At 71.0% G+C, this 20,794-nt stretch carries 16 protein-coding genes, 1 tRNA gene and 1 other RNA gene; 10 read left to right on the top strand and 8 right to left on the bottom strand.

Features of this window, described 5'->3' with window-relative positions:
• Positions 1 to 181: 181 nt before the first annotated feature.
• Genes TU31_RS06640 through TU31_RS06630 form a run of 3 tightly spaced genes read right to left on the bottom strand, consistent with a single transcriptional unit; the run spans position 182 to position 2,908 of the window.
• Positions 182 to 676 (bottom strand): hypothetical protein, encoded by a 495-nt coding sequence (locus TU31_RS06640; protein WP_042150638.1) that lies wholly within the window; start codon positions 674 to 676, stop codon positions 182 to 184.
• Positions 673 to 2,214, bottom strand: a complete 1,542-nt coding sequence (locus TU31_RS06635; protein ID WP_078885588.1) for an ATP-binding protein — start codon at positions 2,212 to 2,214, stop codon at positions 673 to 675. The genes TU31_RS06640 and TU31_RS06635 overlap by 4 nt, the downstream gene beginning before the upstream one ends.
• 7 nt (positions 2,215 to 2,221) lie before the next feature.
• The gene (locus tag TU31_RS06630; RefSeq protein ID WP_042150635.1) at positions 2,222 to 2,908 is read right to left on the bottom strand and encodes a winged helix-turn-helix domain-containing protein; all 687 of its coding nucleotides are present in this window, start codon (positions 2,906 to 2,908) and stop codon (positions 2,222 to 2,224) included.
• Between the two features lie 133 nt (positions 2,909 to 3,041).
• Here TU31_RS06630 and TU31_RS06625 point away from each other — a divergent pair, with 133 nt between their 5' ends.
• The 6 genes from TU31_RS06625 to TU31_RS06600 all read left to right on the top strand — a co-directional run bounded on the left by TU31_RS06625 (position 3,042) and on the right by TU31_RS06600 (position 11,176).
• Positions 3,042 to 3,704 (top strand): hypothetical protein, encoded by a 663-nt coding sequence (locus TU31_RS06625; RefSeq protein WP_042150633.1) that lies wholly within the window; start codon positions 3,042 to 3,044, stop codon positions 3,702 to 3,704.
• Positions 3,701 to 4,798 (top strand): peptidoglycan-binding protein, encoded by a 1,098-nt coding sequence (locus tag TU31_RS06620; RefSeq protein ID WP_245698439.1) that lies wholly within the window; start codon positions 3,701 to 3,703, stop codon positions 4,796 to 4,798. Before TU31_RS06625 ends, TU31_RS06620 begins: the two co-directional genes overlap by 4 nt.
• The gene (locus TU31_RS06615; RefSeq protein WP_042150630.1) at positions 4,795 to 5,523 is read left to right on the top strand and encodes an ABC transporter ATP-binding protein; all 729 of its coding nucleotides are present in this window, start codon (positions 4,795 to 4,797) and stop codon (positions 5,521 to 5,523) included. The genes TU31_RS06620 and TU31_RS06615 overlap by 4 nt, the downstream gene beginning before the upstream one ends.
• A complete protein-coding gene (locus TU31_RS06610) occupies positions 5,520 to 6,716 on the top strand; it encodes an ABC transporter permease (protein WP_042150628.1) in 1,197 nt (398 codons plus the stop codon). Before TU31_RS06615 ends, TU31_RS06610 begins: the two co-directional genes overlap by 4 nt.
• A gap of 602 nt (positions 6,717 to 7,318) precedes the next feature.
• On the top strand, positions 7,319 to 9,250 hold the full coding sequence (locus TU31_RS06605; protein ID WP_370682705.1) for an ABC transporter ATP-binding protein: 1,932 nt from the start codon (positions 7,319 to 7,321) through the stop codon (positions 9,248 to 9,250).
• Positions 9,251 to 9,517: 267 nt separating this feature from the next.
• Positions 9,518 to 11,176 (top strand): APC family permease, encoded by a 1,659-nt coding sequence (locus TU31_RS06600; protein ID WP_042150627.1) that lies wholly within the window; start codon positions 9,518 to 9,520, stop codon positions 11,174 to 11,176.
• A 39-nt stretch (positions 11,177 to 11,215) separates the two neighbouring features.
• Here the strand turns inward: TU31_RS06600 and TU31_RS06595 are convergent, their stop codons facing one another.
• On the bottom strand, positions 11,216 to 13,252 hold the full coding sequence (locus tag TU31_RS06595) for a TerD family protein (protein WP_181018555.1): 2,037 nt from the start codon (positions 13,250 to 13,252) through the stop codon (positions 11,216 to 11,218).
• 313 nt (positions 13,253 to 13,565) lie between these two features.
• Here TU31_RS06595 and TU31_RS06590 point away from each other — a divergent pair, with 313 nt between their 5' ends.
• On the top strand, positions 13,566 to 13,892 hold the full coding sequence (locus tag TU31_RS06590; protein WP_042150625.1) for an SHOCT domain-containing protein: 327 nt from the start codon (positions 13,566 to 13,568) through the stop codon (positions 13,890 to 13,892).
• Positions 13,893 to 14,179: 287 nt separating this feature from the next.
• On the opposite strand, the gene TU31_RS06585 is transcribed toward TU31_RS06590, so the two are convergent.
• The 3 genes from TU31_RS06585 to TU31_RS06575 all read right to left on the bottom strand — a co-directional run bounded on the left by TU31_RS06585 (position 14,180) and on the right by TU31_RS06575 (position 15,923).
• Complete coding sequence (locus TU31_RS06585) at positions 14,180 to 14,860, bottom strand: DUF305 domain-containing protein (protein WP_042150623.1); 681 nt, start codon at positions 14,858 to 14,860, stop codon at positions 14,180 to 14,182.
• Between the two features lie 95 nt (positions 14,861 to 14,955).
• Complete coding sequence (locus TU31_RS06580; protein ID WP_042150621.1) at positions 14,956 to 15,366, bottom strand: DUF6153 family protein; 411 nt, start codon at positions 15,364 to 15,366, stop codon at positions 14,956 to 14,958.
• A gap of 212 nt (positions 15,367 to 15,578) precedes the next feature.
• The gene (locus tag TU31_RS06575) at positions 15,579 to 15,923 is read right to left on the bottom strand and encodes a hypothetical protein (protein ID WP_042150620.1); all 345 of its coding nucleotides are present in this window, start codon (positions 15,921 to 15,923) and stop codon (positions 15,579 to 15,581) included.
• Positions 15,924 to 16,437: 514 nt separating this feature from the next.
• Between TU31_RS06575 and TU31_RS39565 the strand changes: the two genes are divergently transcribed.
• Positions 16,438 to 17,205 carry a hypothetical protein gene (locus tag TU31_RS39565; protein ID WP_245698438.1) on the top strand — a complete coding sequence of 256 codons (768 nt, stop codon included), beginning with the start codon at positions 16,438 to 16,440 and terminating at the stop codon, positions 17,203 to 17,205.
• A 589-nt stretch (positions 17,206 to 17,794) separates the two neighbouring features.
• Here the strand turns inward: TU31_RS39565 and TU31_RS06565 are convergent.
• Positions 17,795 to 17,882: transfer RNA gene (locus TU31_RS06565), tRNA-Ser, on the bottom strand.
• Positions 17,883 to 18,012: 130 nt separating this feature from the next.
• On the opposite strand from TU31_RS06565, the gene ffs reads away from it, so the two are divergent.
• Both ffs and TU31_RS06560 read left to right on the top strand, forming a co-directional pair.
• Positions 18,013 to 18,111: signal recognition particle sRNA small type (gene ffs / locus TU31_RS36180), an RNA gene on the top strand.
• Positions 18,112 to 18,157: 46 nt separating this feature from the next.
• A complete protein-coding gene (locus TU31_RS06560) occupies positions 18,158 to 20,752 on the top strand; it encodes a DNA polymerase III subunit gamma and tau (RefSeq protein WP_042150617.1) in 2,595 nt (864 codons plus the stop codon).
• The last annotated feature ends 42 nt before the right edge of the window (positions 20,753 to 20,794 follow it).

Below are 20,794 nucleotides of genomic sequence, written 5' to 3'. Positions count from 1 at the left end.
GTTCGGTGCTGCGACGGGCCTTGTGGTCCTGAGACGGGCCGCGAGTTTTCTTGTGGCGGGCGCCGCCGGTCAGTGCCGATCAGCCGGAACGAGACATGGAGCGAGACCTGAAGCGGGAACCCGAGCGAGACCCGGAGCGCCACCGTCGCCGACGCGAACAGTCCGGGCGGCAGTCAGGCGCTCAGTGCGACAGGAACTGCTGGCACTGGTACGGCCCGGCGCGCTCCCCGCCGATCACGATGGTCACCTGGACCTTGTCCGGGCGGGTGCCGTGGAGGAGGACCTCGGCACGGGCGAAGGTGCAGACCAACTGGCCGGTGCTCTGGTCCTGGGGGGCGTCGGCGGTGGAGTGCGGAATGCTGATGGTGACACTGCCGTCGTGGGAGGTGACGCGGAGCCACTTTTCGGGGGCGACGAGATTGGCCAGGCCGTTGAACTGCTCTTCCCGGGTCGGCCCGTCGAGCAGCAGTCGGTAGGCGGCGTTGAAATCCCTGACCTTTTTGCCGGGCCGGGACACCCCCCGCAGTCCGCTGTCGGAAGCGAAGTAGATCCGCATGTCCTTCGAGATCCCGGAGGGCGCGGTGCCGCCGGCCGTGACGCCGGTGGGGCGGATACCGCAGCCCGTGGCGACGAGGGCGAGCACACAGCAGGTGAGGGCGGTGCGGGGACGCGTCATGAGGCGGATTCCGTACGGAGGGGCATCTGGAGGGTGAAGACGGCGCCGACGCCCGGCGCCGGGGGCTCGAGTTCGATGGTGCCGCCGTGCAGGCGGGCGTTCTCCAGGGCGATGGCCATGCCCAGGCCGCTGCCCTCGGAGCGGCTGCGGGCACTGTCGGCCTTGTAGAAGCGGTCGAAGACATGGCGGGCGACTTCGGGAGTCATCCCCGGGCCGTGGTCGGCGACCGTGACGGTGAGCCGGTCGTCCGCCGCCCGTACGGTGACCGTCACCGGTGGCGCACCGTGCCGGAGGGCGTTGCCGACGAGATTGGCGACGATCACGTCGAGCCGGCGGCGGTCGAGCCGGGCCCGTATGCCCGGCGGGAGATCGGCTTCGACCCGGTCGGTCCAGCCGCGTGCGGCGAGCGTGGCGCGCACCGCCTCGGCCATGTCCACGGAGTGCACCGTGAGCGCCACGGCGCGGGCATCGAAGCGGGATATCTCGATGAGGTCGTCGACGAGCCGGGTCAGCTTGGCGGTTTCGGCGCTGACCGTGCGGGCCGCGTGTGCGGTGTCGGGGGTGAGCTGGTCGGCGTCCTCCTCCAGGACGCTGGAGACGATGGTCATGGCCGCGAGCGGGGTGCGCAGCTCATGGGAGACATCGGCGACGAAACGGCGGGCCAGGGCCTCCTGGGCGCGCAGTTCGCTGACGCTGTCCTCCAGCGCGCCCGCCGTTTCGTTGAAGGTGTGGGCGAGTTCGGCCAGTTCGTCGCGGCCCCTCTCCTCGACCCGGATGCTCAGCTCGCCGGTGGCCAGCCGGCGGGTGGCCCGCGCCAGTTTGCGTACCGGGCGCAGCACCGTACGGGCCGCGAGGAGCGCCAGGACGGCGGCCAGCAGCACCACGGGCAACAGACCGCGCTGCACACTGCGCACCAACTCGGCGGTGTCGCGCTCCTCGTCCGCCAAGGAGACCACCGCGAATATCTCGACCCCGGAGGGCTGCCCGGAGCTGCGGTCACGGCCCGCGGAGTCCAGAAGGACCGGGGCACCCAGGGCCAGCCAGGGCTTCCCGCCGTGCTCGACCCGCTGGAGCGAGACCTGGGTGCGGGTGCGCACGGTCGCGCGCAGCTCGGCGGTGATCCGGCTGCGGTCCGCGGACGGGTCGGAAGAGGCGGTGTAGTCGCGGTACTGGGCGACGACCAGCGCGCCCCGCAGGCCGGACGAGACGTCGGTGGCGAACCGGGCCATGGAGCGGGGATCGGTCGGGACATCGAGATCCGCCGCAAGGCTGTCGACGCGGTTGCGGAAGTCCTCGACGGCGGCGTTCTGCGCCCGCTTGAGGACCGCGTCGCGCGATTCCCGGTACGCCAGTGCGGTGGCGGTGACCGAGCTGATCAGGGCGACCACGACGACGGTGATGATCAGCCGGCCACGGAGCCCGTCGAGACGCGGCAGCCGTATACGGGCCCGCAGTCCGGCCTTCGCGGCCAACGGCGGAGCGGACTTCGCCGTGGTCCCTTCCGCGCTCTCTTCCGTGCTCTCTTCCGTGCTGCTCATGGCGCGCTCACAGCGGCCCGAAGCGATAGCCGAAGCCACGCACCGTCTGGATGTAGCGCGGCTTGGCGGGGAGGTCCTCCAGCTTGGCGCGCAGCCGTCCGACCGCCGCGTCCACCAGCCGGGAGTCGCCCAGGAAGTCGTGCTCCCAGACGAGTTCGAGGAGCTGCTCCCGGCTGAAGACCCGGCCGGGGGCGGCCGACAGCTCCAGCAGCAGCCGTAGTTCGGTGGGCGGGAGGGGGATGGCGGTGCCGCGCTTGGTGACGGTCAGACCGGCCCGGTCGATGACGAGTCCGGCGAAGTCGTCGCTGTCCGTACGCGTCACCGGTCCGGCCCGGCGCAGGGCCGCCCGGATACGGGCCTCCAGCACCCGGCCGGTGATCGGCTTGACCACATAGTCGTCGGCGCCCGCCTCCAGCCCGCTGACCACGTCCAGATCGTCACCGCGGGAGGTGAGCATGATGATCGGCAGCTGGCCCCGGCCGCGGATGCGGCGGCAGACCTCGAAGCCGTCGATACCGGGCAGCATCAGGTCGACCACCGCGATCTCGATGCCGCCGCCGCCCGGGCGGGACAGCAGCTCCATGCCTGCCTCGCCGGAGGCGACGGCGTCGACCTCGTGGCCGTGCCGGCGCAGCACCAGCTCCATTCCGTCCCGGACGGACGTGTCGTCCTCGATCAACAGCACATGCGGCATGCCGACGATTATGGGCGAGGGTTTGTGCAGCTCAGGAGTTATCCACAGGGCGAGAATGCGGACCGGCGGCATTGTTACGTTCTCATCATGCGGCCATGGAGCGGCCACCAATTCCGGCCCTGAGATTGGCGGCATGACGCAGAAGACTTGCTCCCCCTTGCGCTCCCCCTTGCGTTCCCGCTCCGGCTCCCGTGGCGCGCGCCTCGCGCTGCTGATCGCCGTACCCGCTCTCGCTCTGACCACGGCCTGCGGCGGCGCTGCCGAGTCGTCCGACGGCGGGGTCGCCTCCGTCAGCAACGCGCCCTCGACCGACCGCACCAAGGACAGCGCCGACTCGTCCCAGGCCGGTCCGGCCAAGGGCAAGAGCGCCTTCTACGACGCACAGATGAAGTTCGTCCAGTGCATGCGCGAGAAGATCACCAAGGACTACCCCGACCCCAAGCTGAGCGGCTATCTCGACTGGACGAAGATCAACAAACTCCAGGACGAGATGGGCAACGACGTCGCCAAGGCCGGCCGGGGCGGTGCTTGCAAGAACGAGATGCAGAAGGCCATGAGTCTGGAGCCGCCCCGCGACACGCAGAAGGACTACGAGTCGATGCTCGCGCACGCCAAGTGCATGCGCGCCCATGGCGTATCGAAGTTCACCAACCCGCAGTTGCAGGACGGCAGTGTCATCCCCGGTGGTGACCCGAACCCCACCTCGCCCGAGATCGCGCAGGACTCGCCCGCCTACAAGCAGGCCGTACAGGCATGCAAGGACAAGCTCCTCGACGGACTGGACGGCAGGCAGTGAGTTCTGCACGAAAGCGCCGCCGGGGCCTCGTCGCCCTGGCAGCCGCGGTCACCGCGACCGCGGCGACCGCCGGTGTCATGCTCCTCACCGGCCCCGGGGAGGACGCCTCGGCCGGAAAGCCGAAGGGGCCGCCCACCACAACCGAGATCACCCGGACCGACCTCGTGCAGAGCAAGACCGCCGACGGGCGGCTGGATTACGCGCAGCGCCGGGCGGTGAAGTCCCCGGTGGAGGGCACGGTCACCAAGGCCGCCGAAGCGGGGAAGACCGTGTCGCTCGGGCAGCGCCTGTACGAGCGAGACGCCCGGCCGGTGACCCTCCTCTACGGTGCGACACCGATGTTCCGCACGATGAAGGCCGGCGCCCGCGGCCCGGACGTCCTCCAACTGGAGCGCAACCTCCGCGATCTGGGCTTCGGGGCGGGCCTGTATGTGGACGTCCGCTTTGACGAGGCGACCAAGGCCGCCGTCAAGCAGTGGCAGAAGTCCCTCGACATGACCTCCAACGGCGAGGTCGGCCAGGGCGATGTCGTCTTCCAGCGCGGCCCGGTGCGGGTGGTGTCCGCCGACGCCGCCCTCGCCGACAGTGTCGGTCCGGACAGCAAGGTCCTCACCGTCGCCTCCACCAAGCCGGTCGTACGGGCCGAGCTCGACGCGGCCGACGGTGCGCTGGCCGCCAAGGGCACCAAGGTGGAGATCGCCCTGCCCAGCGGAGGCACCCGGCGCGGCAAGGTCAGCGGCGTGGCGGCCCCGGAGGACTCCGGTCCCGCCGAGGGCGGGGCCGCGGGCGGCGGGGGCCCGTCCGGGGACGGCCTCCACGTGGAGATCACGCTCGACGACGGCGCCGAGCTCCAGGAGAAGGACCGGCAGGGCACCCTCAGCGTGAAGTTCGTCAGTGAAAGCCGTAAGAACGTGCTGACGGTTCCGGTCGAGGCGGTCGTCGCGCTGCGCGAGGGCGGCTACGGGCTGGAGCTGGTCCAGGGTTCCCGGACCCACATGGTGGCGGTCGAGACCGGTCTGACGGCCGACGGCCGGATCGAGGTCAGCGGCGCCGGCCTGGCCGAGGGCATGAAGGTCGGAGCGGCCGAGCAATGACCGAAGCAGTGATCGAACTGCGGGCGGCCACCAAGTCGTACCCGGGTGGGGTGCACGCCCTGCGGGGTGTGGACCTGCGGGTGGAGCAGGGCGAACTGACCGCCATCGTCGGCCCGTCCGGCTCCGGCAAATCCACCCTGCTCAACCTCCTGGGCACCCTCGACCGGGCCACCTCGGGCGAGGTCCGGGTGGCCGGGTACGACGTGAGCAAGCTGTCCGACGCCCAGCTCTCCGCGCTGCGCGCCCGGCACATCGGCTTCGTCTTCCAGCACTTCCACCTCGCCCCCGGCCGCAGCGCCCAGGACAACGTCGCCGACGGTCTGCTGTACGGCGGGACGGGGCTGCGGGAGCGCCGCGCGCGGGCCCGTACGGCCCTGGAGGAAGTGGGGCTCGGGCACCGTATCGACCACCTCGCCCACCAGCTCTCGGGCGGCGAGAAGCAGCGGGTGGCCATCGCCCGCGCACTGGTCGGCGACCCCGACCTGCTGCTCGCCGACGAACCGACCGGCGCGCTGGACACCGCCTCCGGCGCCATGGTCATGAACCTCATCCGCGAGCTGCACGCGGCCGGGACGACGGTCTGCGTCATCACCCACGACAACGAGATCGCCGACGCGCTGCCCCGCCGGATCCGCTTCCGCGACGGCGAGATCGTCGACGACTCCGGTGCCGCCCCGGCCGCACCCGGCTCCCCCGTGGAGCCCACCGAGGAGGTGACCCGATGAGCGGCCCCGCACTCCGCCCGGCCCGGCTCTCCCCGGCCGATGTGCTGCGGGTCGGCGCCGAGGGCCTGCGCAGCCGGCGCACCCGGGTCGTGCTGTCCGCCCTCGGCATCGCGATCGGCATCGCCACGATGGTCGCGGTCATCGGGCTGTCCACCTCCAGCCGCGCCGACCTCATGAACCGGCTCGACCGGCTCGGCACCAATCTGCTCACCGCCGAGGCGGGTGAGAACCCCATGGGCGGAACCGTCAAACTCCCCAAGAACGCGGTGTCGATGGTCGAGCGGATCGGCCCGGTCCAGCACGCCACCGCCACCGGCGCGGTCAACGCCCGGGTGCGGCGCAGCGACGCCGTGCCGGAGGAGATGGCGGCCGGCATCACCGTCCAAGCCGCCCGCACCGACCTGCTCGACGCGCTCAACGCCCGTGTCGGCCAGGGCAGTTGGCTGAACCGCGCCAGTGAGCGACTGCCCACCGTCGTGCTGGGCTCGGTCGCCGCCGACCGCCTCGGCATCTCCGGGCCCGGCGGCAAGATCCTGCTGGGCGACCGCTGGTACGTCGTCACCGGCATCCTCGCGCCCATCGAGCTGGTGCCGAATCTGGACCGTACGGCGCTGGTCGGATACCCCTCCGCCGAGCGCTACTTGGGATTCGACGGCCACCCCACCATGCTCTTCGAGCGCTCCACGGACGCCTCGGTGGAGGCGGTCCAGGGGGTGCTGGCCCGTACCGTCAACCCGGGTGACGAGGGCTCGGTGAAGGTCTCCCGTCCCTCCGACGCCCTCGCGGCCAAGGCCGCCACCGATGAGGGGCTGACGTCACTGATGCTCGGCCTGGGCGCGGTGGCGCTGCTCGTCGGCGGGGTGGGCGTGGCCAACACCATGGTGATCTCGGTGCTGGAGCGCCGTCAGGAGATCGGGCTGCGCCGTGCACTGGGCGCGACGCGCGGCTCGATCCGGATTCAATTCCTCACCGAGTCACTGCTGTTGTCGGCGCTCGGCGGCCTGGCGGGCGCGGCCCTCGGCGCCGCCGCCACGTTCGCCTTCGCCCGTGCGCAGGGGTGGACCACCGTCGTACCGCCCTGGTCCCTGGCCGGCGGTTTGGGCGCCACGCTCGTGATCGGGGTCATCGCCGGTCTCTATCCGGCCGTACGGGCCTCCCGGCTGCATCCGACGGTGGCGCTCAGCGCGACCTGACCGACGGCGACGGTGCCGGTTCAGCGGCGCTCGGGCGGGCTCCATGGGGCCGCCGCAAGGGCGCCCGGACCGGCCTCGCGCTCTCCTTTCCCACGGTATCCGGAGAGTGACGATTCGGCACGCTTTGCCATGTTTGCTAAGAATCATGGCTTATGTCTGAATTTTCACGCAAATCGCCTTGTTGGAGACAGGTGAGCGTCGTAGCTTGGGAGTTGTCGTACCGGTAACGGTTCGACCAACAAGGAACAAAATCCTAGGAGGCGAGAATGAGCTTCCGGAATGTCTTCCCTAGAAGGCGTAGGCACGACGACGATTACGACCACGACCACGGCCGCCGTCGGCGCCGCAGGAGGCGTGGACGCAGGTATCTGCGCAGGCGTCGTCACCACTGACTCGAAAACCTGAGTCCGAGGCAGGCTCGCGTACCGCGCGGGTCCGCCTCGTTGGTGTGAGGGGCCCCTTCCGGTCCCGGTCAACCGCCCGAGCAGCGACGATATGACGTAGCGACCATGCACCTTCGCAGCTCACGCCGGCGCCTGGAGCGCCGTGCAGCGTCGCCTCAACAGGGCACGGAGCCACCGTCTGTGGGACAGGGTTCGTCCGTGTCGAAGCAGGACGGTGACGCGTCCGCCCTCACTGCGGCCGCACCGCGGGCAGCGGCACAGCCGCCCCTGGAGTCCGGTGCGGACCGGGTCCTGGGGAGCGGCCTCGTGGCGGCTGCCCCGATCCGCACCAGGCGGGTGGGGTTCAAGGAATCCGTGCGGCGCTTCTGGCCGCTGACCCGGGGCGACCGGCGCTGGATCCTCCTGGTCTGTCTGAGCGCCATCCTGGCCGCGTTCGCGGAGACCGTGGCCATCCTGGTCTTCGCCGAACTCACCGACAACGCTCTTCAGAAGGGCTCGGTCAGCGCCTTCTGGGCACCGGCCGGCCTGTGGCTGGGCGTGGCCGTGGCCGGCGGGGTGGTGGGGTATCTGGGCAACTCGCTCGCCGCATGGACGGCCGAGCGCTTCGTGATGCGGCTACGGGCCCGCGTCTTCGCCCACCTCCAGAAGCTGCCGCCGCACTTCTTCCAGCGCAATCGCCGCGGTGACCTGGTCGAGCGGATGACCGGCGACGTGGACGCCATCGAAGCGCTGGTGGTCACCGGCCTGGTCCAGGCGGCCACGGCGATATTCGGCGTCATCTTCTACGCCGGTGCCGCGTTCTGGCTCCGCTGGGACATGGCCCTGGTCACCTTCGCCCTGGCCCCGCTCTTCTGGATCGCCACCCGCCGTTTCACCGGCCGGGTCAAGGAGGTCTCCCGCCGGGAGCGCGCGGCCGACGGCGCCATCACCTCGGTGGTCGAGGAAGGGCTGGTCAATGTCGTCCTGACCCAGGCCTACAACCGGCAGCACGACGAGCAGGAACGGCTCCGCCGCGAGGCCCGCAGCTGGCTGCGGGCGTCGGTGACCAGCGCCCGCCTCAACGAGCTGTACGAGCAGATCGTCGAGGTCCTCGAAACACTCTGCGTCCTGGCGATCATCGGCCTCGGCGCCTGGGAGATCTCCGCGGGGCGGATGACCCTCGGGGAGCTGCTGGCCTTCGCCGCCTTCGTCGGCTACCTCTACCCGCCGATCCGTGACCTCGGCCAGCTGGGGCTGACGGTCACCGAGGCGACCGCCGGGTCCGAGCGGCTGCTGGAGATCCTCGACGCCCGCCCCGCCGTCACCGACCCGGACCCCGCCACCGTCGTCCCGGCGCCGAGCCGCGCGGTCGGCGCGGTGGAAGCCTGCCGGGTGCACTTCCGCTATCCCGGCGGCGAGAGCGAGGTCCTCCAGGACTTCTCGTTCAGCGCGGTGCCCGGGGAGCTGGTGGTGATCACCGGGCCCAGCGGCGCCGGCAAGTCGACGCTCGCGGCCCTGCTGCTGCGGTTCTACGACCCGGACGCCGGCAGCATCCGGCTCGACGGCATCCCCGTGAACCGGATGCCGCTCGACCGGCTCCGCCGCAACATCACCCTGCTGCCCCAGGAGACCCTCGTCCTGCACGACACCGTGGAGGAGAACATCGCCTGCGGGCGGGACGACGTGACCCACGGCGATGTCGTCCGGGCCGCCCGCGCGGCCGACGCCGAGGTGTTCATCGCGGCCCTCCCCGACGGCTACGAGACCGTCATCGCGCCCGGCACCTCCCGGCTCTCCGGCGGCCAGCTCCAGCGCGTCGCCATCGCGCGGGCCATGCTGCGCGACGCCCCCGTTCTCGTCCTCGACGAGCCCACCACCGGCCTGGACGTCCTCGCCACCCAGCGCATCCTCGGGCCCCTGCGGCGCCTCGCCGAGGGCCGCACCACCATCGTGATCACGCACGACCTGGACCTCGCCACGGACGCCGACCGCATCCTGGTCCTGGACGAGGGCCGCCTGATGGAGTCGGGCACCCACACCCAACTCCTCGCCCACCACGGCCTCTACGCCACCCTGTTCCACGCCCACCCACCGCCTCACAACGGCTCCCCGCACCCCCTCGCCCACCCCTCAGGCAGTCACTGGCGGTAACCAGGAGCGGACCGCGCCCGTAACCGCCGAGGCTTCGCTCACGCCCCGCGCCGCACACCGGACGAGCGCCGGCCCGGCCCCGTAACCGCCCACAGCGCCCACCCACCCGGCACCGGCCCACACGGCCCGACGAGGGAACTCGCCGCCCAAACCGGAACCTGACGCGCCACTACGCGTTTACTCTCCGTATACGGGCGACGCGCCGCGCGCCGGCAGCGCGAGGCCCGCGTCCCAGGACGAAGCCGGCCCGGTCAACCAGGAGCGCGCGTGAGCAAGGCAGCCGTAGCGGGGAGCGAGAGCGCGGGCGGTGGCCGTCATCTGCGCCGGGCGGTCGGATTCTGGGGGCTGATGTTCCTCTCCCTGGGGTCGATCATCGGCTCCGGCTGGCTGCTGGGCGCGCTCACCACCGCCGTCATCGCCGGCCCGGCCTCGCTGGTCTCCTGGGTGCTCGCCTCGGCGATGCTCGCGGTGCTCGCGCTGGCCCACGCGGAGCTGGGCGCCACCTACCCGATCGCGGGCGGCACCGCCCGGTTCCCGTTCTTCGCCTTCGGCCCGCTGACCGGCTTCACCGCGGGCTGGATGTCCTGGCTGCGCTCGGTGCTGATCTCCCCCATCGAGGTCGAGGCCACGCTCTCCTACCTGGACCGCATCGGCTGGATCCACGACCGGGTGCAGATGCTGCACCCCAACGGCACCCTCACCACCCCCGGCCTGGTGATCGCCACCGTCTTCATGATGATCTTCACGGTCATCAACGTCCTCGGGGTCCGGCTGATGGCCGGGATCAACTCGGTCACCGCCGTGTTCAAGACGGCCGTACCCCTGCTGACCGTCATCGTCCTGATGACGCTGTCCTTCCACAGCTCGAACTTCACCGCCGGCGGCGGCTTCGCCCCACACGGGGCGCACGGTGTCTTCGCGGCCCTGCCCGCCGGAGTGGTGTTCGCGCTGCTGGGCTTCGAGCAGGCCATCCAGCTGGCCGGGGAGGCCCGCAATCCCCAGCGCGACATCTCCCGGGCGGTGGTCGTGGCCATGGCCGTCGGCACCGCGCTCTACCTCCTGCTCCAGATCGCCTTCATCGCCGCCCTGGACCCCGGCGCCCTGGCCCGCAGCTGGGACAACCCCGTAGGCGCGGGCAACTTCGGCCCCTACGCCACCCTGGCCACCGCCGTCGGCGCCGGCTGGCTGGCGACCATCCTCTACGTCGACGCCGTCATCTCCCCGGCAGGCACCGGCCTCGTCTACATGGCGGGCGCCGCGCGCCTCTCCTACGCCATGGGACGCGAGCGGGTGCTGCCCCAGCCGCTCACCCAGGTCGGCCGCAGCCGGGTCCCCGTCATCTCGACCCTGCTCGCCTTCGTGGTCGGCGAGCTCGCCTTCCTGCCGTTCCCCAGCTGGCAGGCCCTGGTGGGCCTGGTCACCTCGGCAGCGGCGATCATGTACGCGTTCGCCCCGGTGTCGCTGCACGCCCTCCGCATCCGGGACGGCGACCGCAACCGCCCCTACCGGCTGCCCGCCGGACCGGTCATGGCCCCGCTCGGCTTCGTCTTCGCCAACTTGATCTTCTACTGGTCCGGTTACGAGGCGGACTGGAAACTCGGTATCGCCGCCCTGCTCGGCTTCGTCTTCCTCGCACTCACCCGCCGCGGCATCCCGGCGGCCGAACGCAGCGGCCTGCGCGCCCGCTCCGCCCTGTGGGTATGGCCCTGGCTGGGCGGCATGATCCTCATCGCCCGCTTCGGCCGCTACGGCGGCACCGGCGCACTCCCCGACTGGTGGGACCTGGTCATCGTGATCGTCTTCAGCCTGGCCATCCACTACACCGCGGTACGGCTCGCGATGCCCTCCGAGGCAGTGGACGCAGCCGTCCAACACGAGGAAGCGGGCGAGTCGGTACCCGAGCCGCCGGGCGGCTCCGGCCGCTGACGACTTATGGGCCGGCGGCCGGGGAACCCGTAACGGAGGTCAGCCCACCCCGTCCGAAGCGCGGGCGGCCCGCCGTTCGGGCGGCGGCAGATGAGCGACCACGCTCGCGTAGAACTGATCCACGGCCTCATCGACGCTACGGATGAATCCGGAGGCGGCGCTGCCCCGCGTGGCACCCATGCCCTTGAACAGCGACAGCCGGAAACCGGTGATCAGGTCCCCTCCCTTGGGCAGCATGTCGGCCGGTTCCGGGCGCAGCCTTTCCAGGGTGCCGCGGGGGCCGTTGTCCCCCTCGACGAGGGTCTCGACATGGAGGTCCGCGGGCGCCTTGGCCAGGAGCCGGATCAGCCGCTTGGCGGACGTGAGCGGATAACCGCCTTCAGGAGCCGGGACGTCGATGGAGGTGCGGAGCTTGCCGGTCCGCAGATCGGCGGCGAGGGCGAGCACCCCGGGCGCACCCTCGACGCGCAATTCGGCGGACAGCCGGCCCTCGTCACACAGCCGGTCGGCGAGCACGGCCCGCCGGTCCTGCGGATCGGTGCCGCGCCTGCCGCGCTGTACCGGCAGCGCCTTCTGGCCGAGTTCCCCGCCCAGCCGGAGGCAGACCTGCCGGATGAGCCGCTCCCAGCTCTCCACGACCTCCACCGCGCGGGCGTCCCCCCGGCAGAGCGTCTCCGTATCGATGCCGTTGCGCACCGGAACCCAGGCCGGGCCCATGTTCTGAAAGCTGTGGCAGCCGGAGTTCTCGTGCTGGAGGTAGTGCAGAAGTTCCTGAAGGAGCCAGGCATGGGCGGCATTGCCGACGCCCTCGTGCCGGATCAGCGTCTGCGCCTGGTAGGTGACCTCGGCCCACGACAGATGCCACAGCGCGACCTTGTGCTTACGCCGCCCGTCCGTCTTGACCTGCACCAGCGGACGGCCTTCCAGGGCCACGTCGTTGGAGAGCGTGATCACCGCCTCGTAGCCACGACGGGCCGCGATGTCCAGGTAGTTCTGGACCTGCTCGGACCGCAGCGGATTCCCGTTCGTCTTCGTCTCCACCAGCGCGGTCCACAACTTGCCCGCACGCTCCACCCGGATCACCCCGTCCGGCCGCTTGGGGCTGTCCCCGTGCGGCAGCGCGACCTCGGTGAACGTCTGCATCCGGCCGGCCGGCGCGCCGAACGCAGCGGTGAGCCGCCGGCCGAACTCCGGAACCTCGGCCATGACCGACAGCAGCACGGACGTGGCCCGGCCCTCCCGCTCCCGGTCGCTCTTCAGTGAGCCCGCGGGAAAGAGCCGTGCGGCCTGCCAACTGTCGTTCTCGGCCAGCGACTTCTTCTCCGCCTTGGGCAGCGTGACCTTCTTCTTGGCGGTACGCGGACGCCGGCCGCGGGCCGCCGCGACCCCGTCCGGCGCCGTCGCACGTGCCGCCTGCGCGGGCAGCGCCACCCCCGGCGCGGCAGCCGGCGCTTGCAGCACCTTGCCCGCGGACGCCTCCACCGCGGCCCCCTCCGCAGGCAGGCCGTCGCTCTCGCCGCTCTCCTCGCTCCCCTCGTCCACGTCGATACCGAAGTCCGTGGCCAGCCCTGCCAGCCCGGTCTCGTAACCCTGGCCGATGGCCCGGAACTTCCACTCCTCGCCCCGCCGGTAGAGCTCACCGAACAGGAACGCGCTCTCCGTGGTGGCCCCGGCGATGGTGTAGCCCAACAGCGCCTCACCCGCACGATCGGCGAGCGTCAGCCGCAGATCGTCCAGCTCCCCGAAGCGGGCGTCGCCGTACTGACTGGCCGCCAGCACCGCGCGGTCCACCTCGGGCGGCATCGCGGTCAGATCGAGGCTGATGCGGTCCTCGCTGCCACTGCCGGTCGGTGTCTTGCCCAGCAGCTGCACACTGCCGTCGGGGGAGGCCGGGTTGTTGTAGAAGAAGAAGTCGGCATCACTGCGCACCTTGCCGTTGCCGCCCAGCAGCAGTACGGACACATCGGCGTCCCCCGCCCCCGCCGCGCTGCTCCAGCTCAGACTCACGATCACGGAGCCGGTGTCGTCGCTCAGGGCTGTCAGGCCGACATTGGAGCCTTTGGTCATCTCGTGCATGCAGTCCCCCAGACGCGCGGCGGCACTCGGGCATGCCCAGGCAGCCACGACATGTCGATCCGTGACGCAACGTGTACTCGCTGCGCACGGATTGCACCGTAGCGCTCACGGCGGACGGACGCCGAGATGATGTGAAGAAAGGGGCCTGACGAGGAACGACGACCGCCCCGGCCGACGGACTTCCCGCGACCCCCGCCTCCGCGACGGACCCATGGCTCCCCGCCCCGAACGGAGGGACCATGGAAGGGCACGAAGCCGAGGTCCCCTGCGGGCACCGGGCCCGCACCCCGTGGCGCGCGGGAGGTGGAGGGCGATGTTGTGTTGGTACGGCCGCCATGGCGGCGGGTGGGCCTGGCTCGCGATGTCGATCAGCATCTTCCTGTTCCTGGCGCTGCTCTTCGTCATCGCTCTGCTGATCGTCCGCGCCCTGGGCCACTCGGCCCCCGCCCGCGGCGAGCCCCCGGCGCACCGCGGCGGACCGAACGCCGAACAGATCCTCGCGGAGCGCTACGCACGCGGTGAGATCGACGAAGAGGAGTACCGCCGCCGGCTGGCCACGCTCCGGGGGGCACCGCCGGGAGGGGCACCGCCGGGAGGGGCGCCGCCGGGTGGGGTGCCGCCGGGTGGGGCTTCTCCTTGAGGGAGCGGGGTGGACGGTCGTGCCGACCCTGACCCTGACCCCGCCTCCGACTCCGCACTCCGCCGCCGATGCCTGACCGCCGCCCGTGGGCCCGTCGTCTGCACGGAGGGCCCACGGACAACGGTCAGGCGGCTTACGGCCTGCCGGTGGCTACGGCTGGTGCCCGGTGCCGGCTGCCGTAACCGCCGGCAGCTCCGGACTACCACCGGCAGCTGCGTCCTACCGCTGGCCGCTACCGACTGCCGCACTGACGGCTACCGGCTGCCGCACCGGAAGTGGCCGGCGGCTCACCCCTTCCCCAGCAACCTGTTCATCCGCGCGATCTCCGCCTCCTGGGCCTTGATGACGGCGTCGGCCAGCGTCTTCGCCGGGCCGTAGGCACCCTTCTCCTTCTCGGTGCCCGCCATCTTCACCGCGCCCCGGTGATGCTCGACCATCATCTCCATGAAGGCCGTGTCGAAGTCCTTGCCAGACTTCTTCTTCAGCGCGGCCATCTCCTCAGCGCTCATCATTCCCGGCATGCCCGAGTGGTCCATGCCAGGCATACCGGAGTGGCCGGAGGAGCCGGAGTGCTCGGAGTGATCCATGCCGGACATCTCCTCCGGCACCTGCTCGCCCCAGGCCGTCAGCCACCCGGACATGGTCTTGATCTCCGGGTCCTGAGCTTGCTTGATCTTGGCGGCGAGTTCTTTCACCTGGCTCGACGAGGCTCGGCCGGCGGCCAGGCCGGCCATCTCCACGGCCTGCCGGTGGTGCGGAATCATCCCCTTCGCGAACGCCACATCGGCCGCATTGTGCGCGCCGGCCGAGGCGCTGGGCGAAGAGGCGGACGGTGACGGGGAGCGGTGCGCAGTGTGGCTACCGCTGTCATTGCCGCCACAGGCGGCCAGCACCACCGCGGAGGCGGCAGTTGTGGCCACGACGACGAGGCGGCGCGAGAACGAACGGTTGTACTTGGACCTGCTCATGGCTGGCTGAACTCCTGGAAAAAGCAGCGGTATCGGAACATGCCGAACGGCGGCACCGCGCCCTTGAGCGGGGCGTGCGTGCCGTCGGGGTGTTCCTAGATCCGCAGGAGTTGGAGTTCGGCCAGATCGGGCGGTGCCCGTCCGCCGTCCCGCTTGCTCGGTGCGCCCACGCCTGCCGCGGCGGCGGGCTGTGCGGGGCAGTCGAGCGAGGGAGTCAGCGCCGGGGGCGCGGGCGGTCCGTGCAGCGCAGCGGACGCACAGGTCGAGTCCGCGTGATGGATATGTCCGGTGCCACCACAGTCACCGTCCCCGGGGCAGTGGGCCTGGACCGTGGCCACCACGGTTGCCGTGGTCATCCGGTGCTCGTGCTCGTGCGCGAACGAGGGCGCCGCAACGGCAGCGCCGAGTCCATGCATACCCAGCAGCCCCGCCAACAGCCCGAGCACACACCACACACGCCACCGCCGTGCGGCGGCCCGTGGCGGAACGAACGGGCGGCTGGACATCACGCCCTCATGCTAGGCAGCAGCAGAAAACCGCGAACGAGCGGCTCCCCCGAGGGAAGCCGCCCCACCCCCCGGGGCCCGCGACCCAGCCGCATCCACATCCGCATCCGCATCCGCATCCGCCTCGACTGTCGCCTCTGCTTCCGCCTCTGCTTCCGCCTCCGCTCGGTCCGATCGCGGACCCCTCAAGCCCACTTGGGGACGGAAACCCGTCAGATACGACGGACCCGAGCGGCGATCCCATGCCCCAGCAGCAGGTAAAGCCCCGCAGGCAGACCGTAATTGAGGAATACCCGCACCCCTTCGCCGTCCATGGTGAAGATGTCCTGCGACCACCAAGCGAGCGCGTCGGCCACTCCATGGACGAATTCGACGAAGACATTTCCCTGGTTCGCTTCGAGCAGGTACAGCAGTATCCACAGGCCCAGGAAGCCGGCGGCCACATCCCCGATCGTGTGGATGATCAGCGCAGCCCGATTTGCGCCGAGACCGGGCCGGTTGTGTCCATAACCGTCATAGGAGTGGTTTGTGGGCATGGATTCGTGGGTGTTGTTCATGTCTTCGTGTTTGCCGGGGCCGAGTAGGCGAAACCACCCTTCCGCCTGCGATTCGATAACCACTCGGCATCATCGGCGACCACCCGCTTTTCCCCGCCCCGCTGCGCCGCATTTCGTCGGCTTCCCATTCCCCCGAGAAAATAGTCCGCCGTTACGCCGATTTCCCCACCCGAAACGGGAGTTGGCGCGGCTCCGGGCACGCTGGGCTTCCCTACGTCAAGATCACAGGACCGGAGCAATCACGGTGCGGCTCCTCGCCATGCCGTATCAGGTCATCCATGCCGTCAACGTGAGCGCACGGAGCCCGCCGGCCTGGCCTGGCGTTGACCGTCCGAGCCGATACCGTCGCGCGCACTGGGAAAACGTTCGGTCTCGTCACGATCGGCAAGCACCCGGAGAGCGACCGAAGAGGCCCTCCGTGCCGGCTGACCAGGGCGATCCCGCTTCATTCGACTATCTCGCACCATTCACCCTTGCCAGCGCATGCAGGGATGAGTGCGGATAGCCATCCTTCATGGCGGTGAGCCTCCTGCAATTGGAGGAACGACAGGAGGCGAGCTCGATGTCCTTACTGCCTTCGGCAGACGTCTTCAGGTCGGTGGAGCTACAGGTTTCGCAGCTCCATCGTGGACTGCTCATCTGCCCGCATGCGCCAGGGGAGAGTTGCTCTGCGGGAGAGCACCTCACTCTCTCGGAGGCCAAGGAAGCGGCGGCACGCGATGCTGCTGACCGCTCTGTGCGTGATGCGTTGTGGCGATGTGTGGGGCGCGACGCCCACAGCGACGTTCCTGACTTGGCTCGCCGCAGCCAGTTGCTCGCGTTGTACTTCGTCGTCCCCTACTTGCGGAAGTCAGCCGCGAAGGTATCGACGAGGCTCTGCGTCGACGTGGCGGACGTGAGGTCCGCCATGGTGTTCGGCGCGTTGTGTGGACTGGCTCTGGCGACCGAGGGTGACGACGTACGCAATGAGGTCGTGCGAGCCGCCCATGCCGTCGGTTGGGCGGTGGCCCGGGCCAATACGGCGGAGCGCACGACGGATCCACACACCCTTGTTGACCGCGAAGGCCGCCATGGCGACGACTACTCACCCATCCGAAACGAATCGGACGTCCACGTGGTGTCCGAGGTGGATTCTTCGCTGCGGGAGCAAATCGGAGGTGAACGCTTGGGTGCGACGATGCAGCACTTGGGGATCTTGGATGAGTTCCTCGTCTCGGATACGCCCCAGGCGTCCGAGGGTGAGCCTGATGAATGCGCCGGGCCGGAGGAGGAAACCCAGTGACCTCGCACGCAAGGCGGCTTTCGCAGTGGTTCCCCGAGCCCATGCCACTACGGAAGGTGGCAGTTCTCCTCGACCTTGACGCGTCAAAGGCATCTGGACTGGTGAGAGCGGGCCGATTCCCTTGCCGTGTCACAAAGGTAAGGGGGAAGTACGTGGCCTTCGTCCCGGACGTGATGGAGGCAATGGGGATCGAGGATCCCGTCGTGCGGACCGGCGATCTGCTGGAGGGAGCCGAATTCGCGAAGCGCTGGGGCTGAGAGCCCTGTTCGCCGGTGGCTGAAGGAAGCGCCAGGGGTCGGCCGCCCGAGCGGACCGGCCCCCTCGGCAGTGCGGAGGATCCGGACGTCGTGGGCGACGCGATCAAAAATGGGCTGGGAGCCCGGGGCGAGGGGAGTGGCAAGGATGCGCGCCCGGTACGTGTACATCACAGGTCCGATGCCCCGGAAAGTCGCGCAGCAGATCCGAGACGCGCTCTGGGCGCCGCTGTCAGGCGCCTGAAACCAACCGAGGCGAGAGAACAGGGGCGGAGAACCGCGAAGGGCCCCACCGCAAGCGGTGGGGCCCTTCAACGTTGTGCCCGGTGAGGCACTGGCGGAGGATACGAGATTCGAACTCGTGAGGGGTTGCCCCCAACACGCTTTCCAAGCGTGCGCCCTAGGCCACTAGGCGAATCCTCCGCCGCAAACAATACAAGACGTTGGGGAGTGCTCGCGACCATGATCCTCGGGAGGGGATCGCGAGGGTGGGGGAGCGGGTCGGAGGCGGGGTCGGGTTCGTTTCTTGGGCGGGGGATCCGCTAGTGTGGTGCGCAGCCCCTCACGTGGCGCTATCTGACTGAACTCCCCCAGGGCCGGAAGGCAGCAAGGGTAGGTCGGCTCTGGCGGGTGCGTGGGGGGCGCTTGCGTTTGCGGGGCCCCGTCGGTTGTCAGTGCGGCCCGATATCGTCGTATGCGTGTCGTCCCTTGCGCTGTACCGCCGCTACCGGCCCGAGACCTTCGCCGAGGTCATCGGGCAAGAGCACGTGACCGATCCGCTCCAGCAGGCTCTGCGGAACAACCGGGTCAACCACGCCTATTTGTTCAGCGGCCCGCGTGGCTGCGGCAAGACGACGAGTGCGCGGATCCTGGCGCGCTGCCTCAACTGTGAGGAAGGTCCCACCCCCACACCCTGTGGAAAGTGCCAGTCGTGTGTGGACCTGGCCAGGAACGGCCGGGGCTCCATCGATGTGATCGAGATCGACGCGGCGTCCCACGGTGGTGTGGACGACGCCCGTGAGCTGCGGGAGAAGGCGTTCTTCGGGCCGGCCAGCAGCCGCTACAAGATCTACATCATCGATGAGGCGCACATGGTGACCTCCGCGGGCTTCAACGCCCTGCTGAAGGTCGTCGAGGAGCCGCCGGAGCATCTGAAGTTCATCTTCGCGACGACCGAGCCCGAGAAGGTCATCGGGACGATCCGGTCGCGTACGCATCACTACCCCTTCCGCCTGGTGCCGCCGGGGACGCTGCGGGACTACCTGGCGGAGGTGTGCGGGCGGGAGGACATTCCGGTCGAGGACGGGGTGCTGCCGCTGGTGGTGCGGGCCGGGGCGGGTTCGGTGCGGGACTCGATGTCCGTGATGGACCAGCTGCTCGCGGGTGCCGGTGCGGACGGTGTGACGTATGCCATGGCGACGGCGCTGCTCGGGTACACCGACGGGTCGCTGCTGGATTCCATCGTGGAGGCGTTCGCCGCGGGGGACGGCGCGGCGGCCTTCGAGGTCGTGGAACGGGTCATCGAGGGCGGCAACGACCCGCGGCGCTTCGTCGCGGACCTGCTGGAGCGGCTGCGGGATCTGGTGATCCTGGCGGCCGTGCCGGACGCGGGGGAGAAGGGGCTGATCGACGCCCCCGCCGATGTCGTGGAGCGGATGACGGCGCAGGCGTCCGTCTTCGGGGCGGCCGAGCTGAGCCGGGCCGCCGACCTGGTCAATGCGGGCCTGACGGAGATGCGCGGAGCGACCTCGCCGCGGCTCCAGCTGGAGCTGATCTGTGCCCGGGTGCTGCTGCCCGCGGCGTACGACGACGAGCGGTCGGTGCAGGCGCGGCTCGACCGTCTGGAGCGCGGTGCGGGTGCCGCGCTGCTGGGCGGGGCCGGCGGCATGGGCGGCGGTGCGGGTTCCGGGGGAGGCCCCGGGCTCGGGGCTCCGCCCGTGGTGGCGTCCGGTGGCGGGCCCGCGGCCGGTTATGTGCCGGGGCCGGAGGCGCATCCGCCGATGCCGGCGGGACCGTCCGGGCCGGCCGCCGCGCGGGCCGCGGTGCGGGGCGCGGTGAGCGGCGGCCCGGCCGGCGGGGCAGGGGCACCGGCCGCCGCCCCGACGGCCGGAGCCGGGGCATCCGGCGGGCCGGTGGCCGCGCCCGCCGGCGGGCAGCAGCAAGGTGACAGCGGTGGTGCGGCGGCGCCGGGCGGCCCGGCGGACGCTCCGCAGGGCGGTGGCCAGGCCGGTGAGGCAGCGGCTCCGCGGCCCGGCGCCTGGCCCGGAAGTACGGGCAGGGGGACTGGCGGCGCCCCGGCCGACGCTCCGCAGGGCGGCCAGGGCGGCCAGGGCGCCCAGAGCAGTGAGGCAGCGGCCCCCCGGCCCGGCGCCTGGCCCGGAAGTGCGGGCAACGCCACCGGTGGCGGTCCCGCGGCCGGCAATGGCGGTGGTGCCGGACGGCAGCCCGGTGGCTGGCCCACGGCCGTGGCGCCGGGGCAGGGCGGTCAGGCGCCGCAGGGCGGGGCTCCCGCTGCGCCGCCGGCCGTGTCCGGACCGCCGGCCGGGGCGCCCGCGCCCGCGCCCGCGGCCCCGCAGCCGCCGGCGGCCGCCGCGGCCCCCGGGGCGGCGCAGGGTGCCGCCCAGGTGCGGCAGATGTGGCCGGACATCCTGGAGGCGGTGAAGGACCGCCGCCGTTTCACGTGGATCCTGCTGAGCCAGAACGCCCAGGTCTCCGGCTTCGACGGCACCACGCTCCAGATCGGCTTCCCCAATGCCGGTGCCCGCGACAGCTTCGCCAACGGCGGAAGCGAGGACGTCCTCAAGGACGTGCTGGCCGAGCGGTTCCAGGTGCAGTGGCGGGTCGAGGCGATCGTCGACCCGTCGGGCGGCGCCGGTCCCGCGACCGGTGGTGGCCCCCGCGGCGGCGGAGGGGGCGGCGGCTTCGGCGGCGGTGCGCCCGCCGCACCGCAGCAGAGCGCGCCGCAGCCCCCGTCCCAGCAGAGCGGCCCGGCGGCGCCCCCGTCGCCCGGCGGCCAGTACGGGCAGGACGGTGGCAGCGGCGGCGCCGGCGGCGGAAGCCAGGGCGCGAGGCGGGCACGGGAGGCCGTCTCCGCCCCGTCCTCCGGGGGCGGCGGGCAGAGCGCGCCCGCGGCGGAGTCCTCGTACCGAGCGCCGGAGCCCCCGCCGACGTCCATCGAGTACGACATGCCGGCCGAGGACGACCCCGATCTCGTCGACTCCGCGCTCAGCGGACACGACCTGATCGTGCGCGAACTGGGCGCGACGGTGCTGGAAGAGTTCAACAACGAGTAGGCGCCGAAGGGCATTGCGTAGGTGGGGTGGGAAGCGCGAGAA

Origin of the sequence: Streptomyces lydicamycinicus, assembly GCF_000829715.2 — a bacterium.
Taxonomy (GTDB): Bacteria; Actinomycetota; Actinomycetes; order Streptomycetales; family Streptomycetaceae; genus Streptomyces; species Streptomyces lydicamycinicus.
This window is presented reverse-complemented; position numbering and strand designations above follow the sequence as displayed.

Bases quoted from the DNA above. Each gene is read 5' to 3' on its own strand.
- TU31_RS06630 (WP_042150635.1), bottom strand. From the start codon at position 2,908: ATGCCGCATGTGCTGTTGATCGAGGACGACACGTCCGTCCGGGACGGA.
- TU31_RS06625 (WP_042150633.1), top strand. From the start codon at position 3,042: ATGACGCAGAAGACTTGCTCCCCCTTGCGCTCCCCCTTGCGTTCCCGC.
- TU31_RS06575 (WP_042150620.1), bottom strand. From the start codon at position 15,923: ATGAACAACACCCACGAATCCATGCCCACAAACCACTCCTATGACGGT.
- TU31_RS06610 (WP_042150628.1), top strand. From the start codon at position 5,520: ATGAGCGGCCCCGCACTCCGCCCGGCCCGGCTCTCCCCGGCCGATGTG.
- TU31_RS06585 (WP_042150623.1), bottom strand. From the start codon at position 14,860: ATGAGCAGGTCCAAGTACAACCGTTCGTTCTCGCGCCGCCTCGTCGTC.
- TU31_RS06635 (WP_078885588.1), bottom strand. From the start codon at position 2,214: ATGAGCAGCACGGAAGAGAGCACGGAAGAGAGCGCGGAAGGGACCACG.
- TU31_RS39565 (WP_245698438.1), top strand. From the start codon at position 16,438: ATGGCGGTGAGCCTCCTGCAATTGGAGGAACGACAGGAGGCGAGCTCG.
- TU31_RS06595 (WP_181018555.1), bottom strand. From the start codon at position 13,252: ATGCACGAGATGACCAAAGGCTCCAATGTCGGCCTGACAGCCCTGAGC.
- TU31_RS06580 (WP_042150621.1), bottom strand. From the start codon at position 15,366: ATGTCCAGCCGCCCGTTCGTTCCGCCACGGGCCGCCGCACGGCGGTGG.
- TU31_RS06615 (WP_042150630.1), top strand. From the start codon at position 4,795: ATGACCGAAGCAGTGATCGAACTGCGGGCGGCCACCAAGTCGTACCCG.
- TU31_RS06590 (WP_042150625.1), top strand. From the start codon at position 13,566: ATGTTGTGTTGGTACGGCCGCCATGGCGGCGGGTGGGCCTGGCTCGCG.
- TU31_RS06640 (WP_042150638.1), bottom strand. From the start codon at position 676: ATGACGCGTCCCCGCACCGCCCTCACCTGCTGTGTGCTCGCCCTCGTC.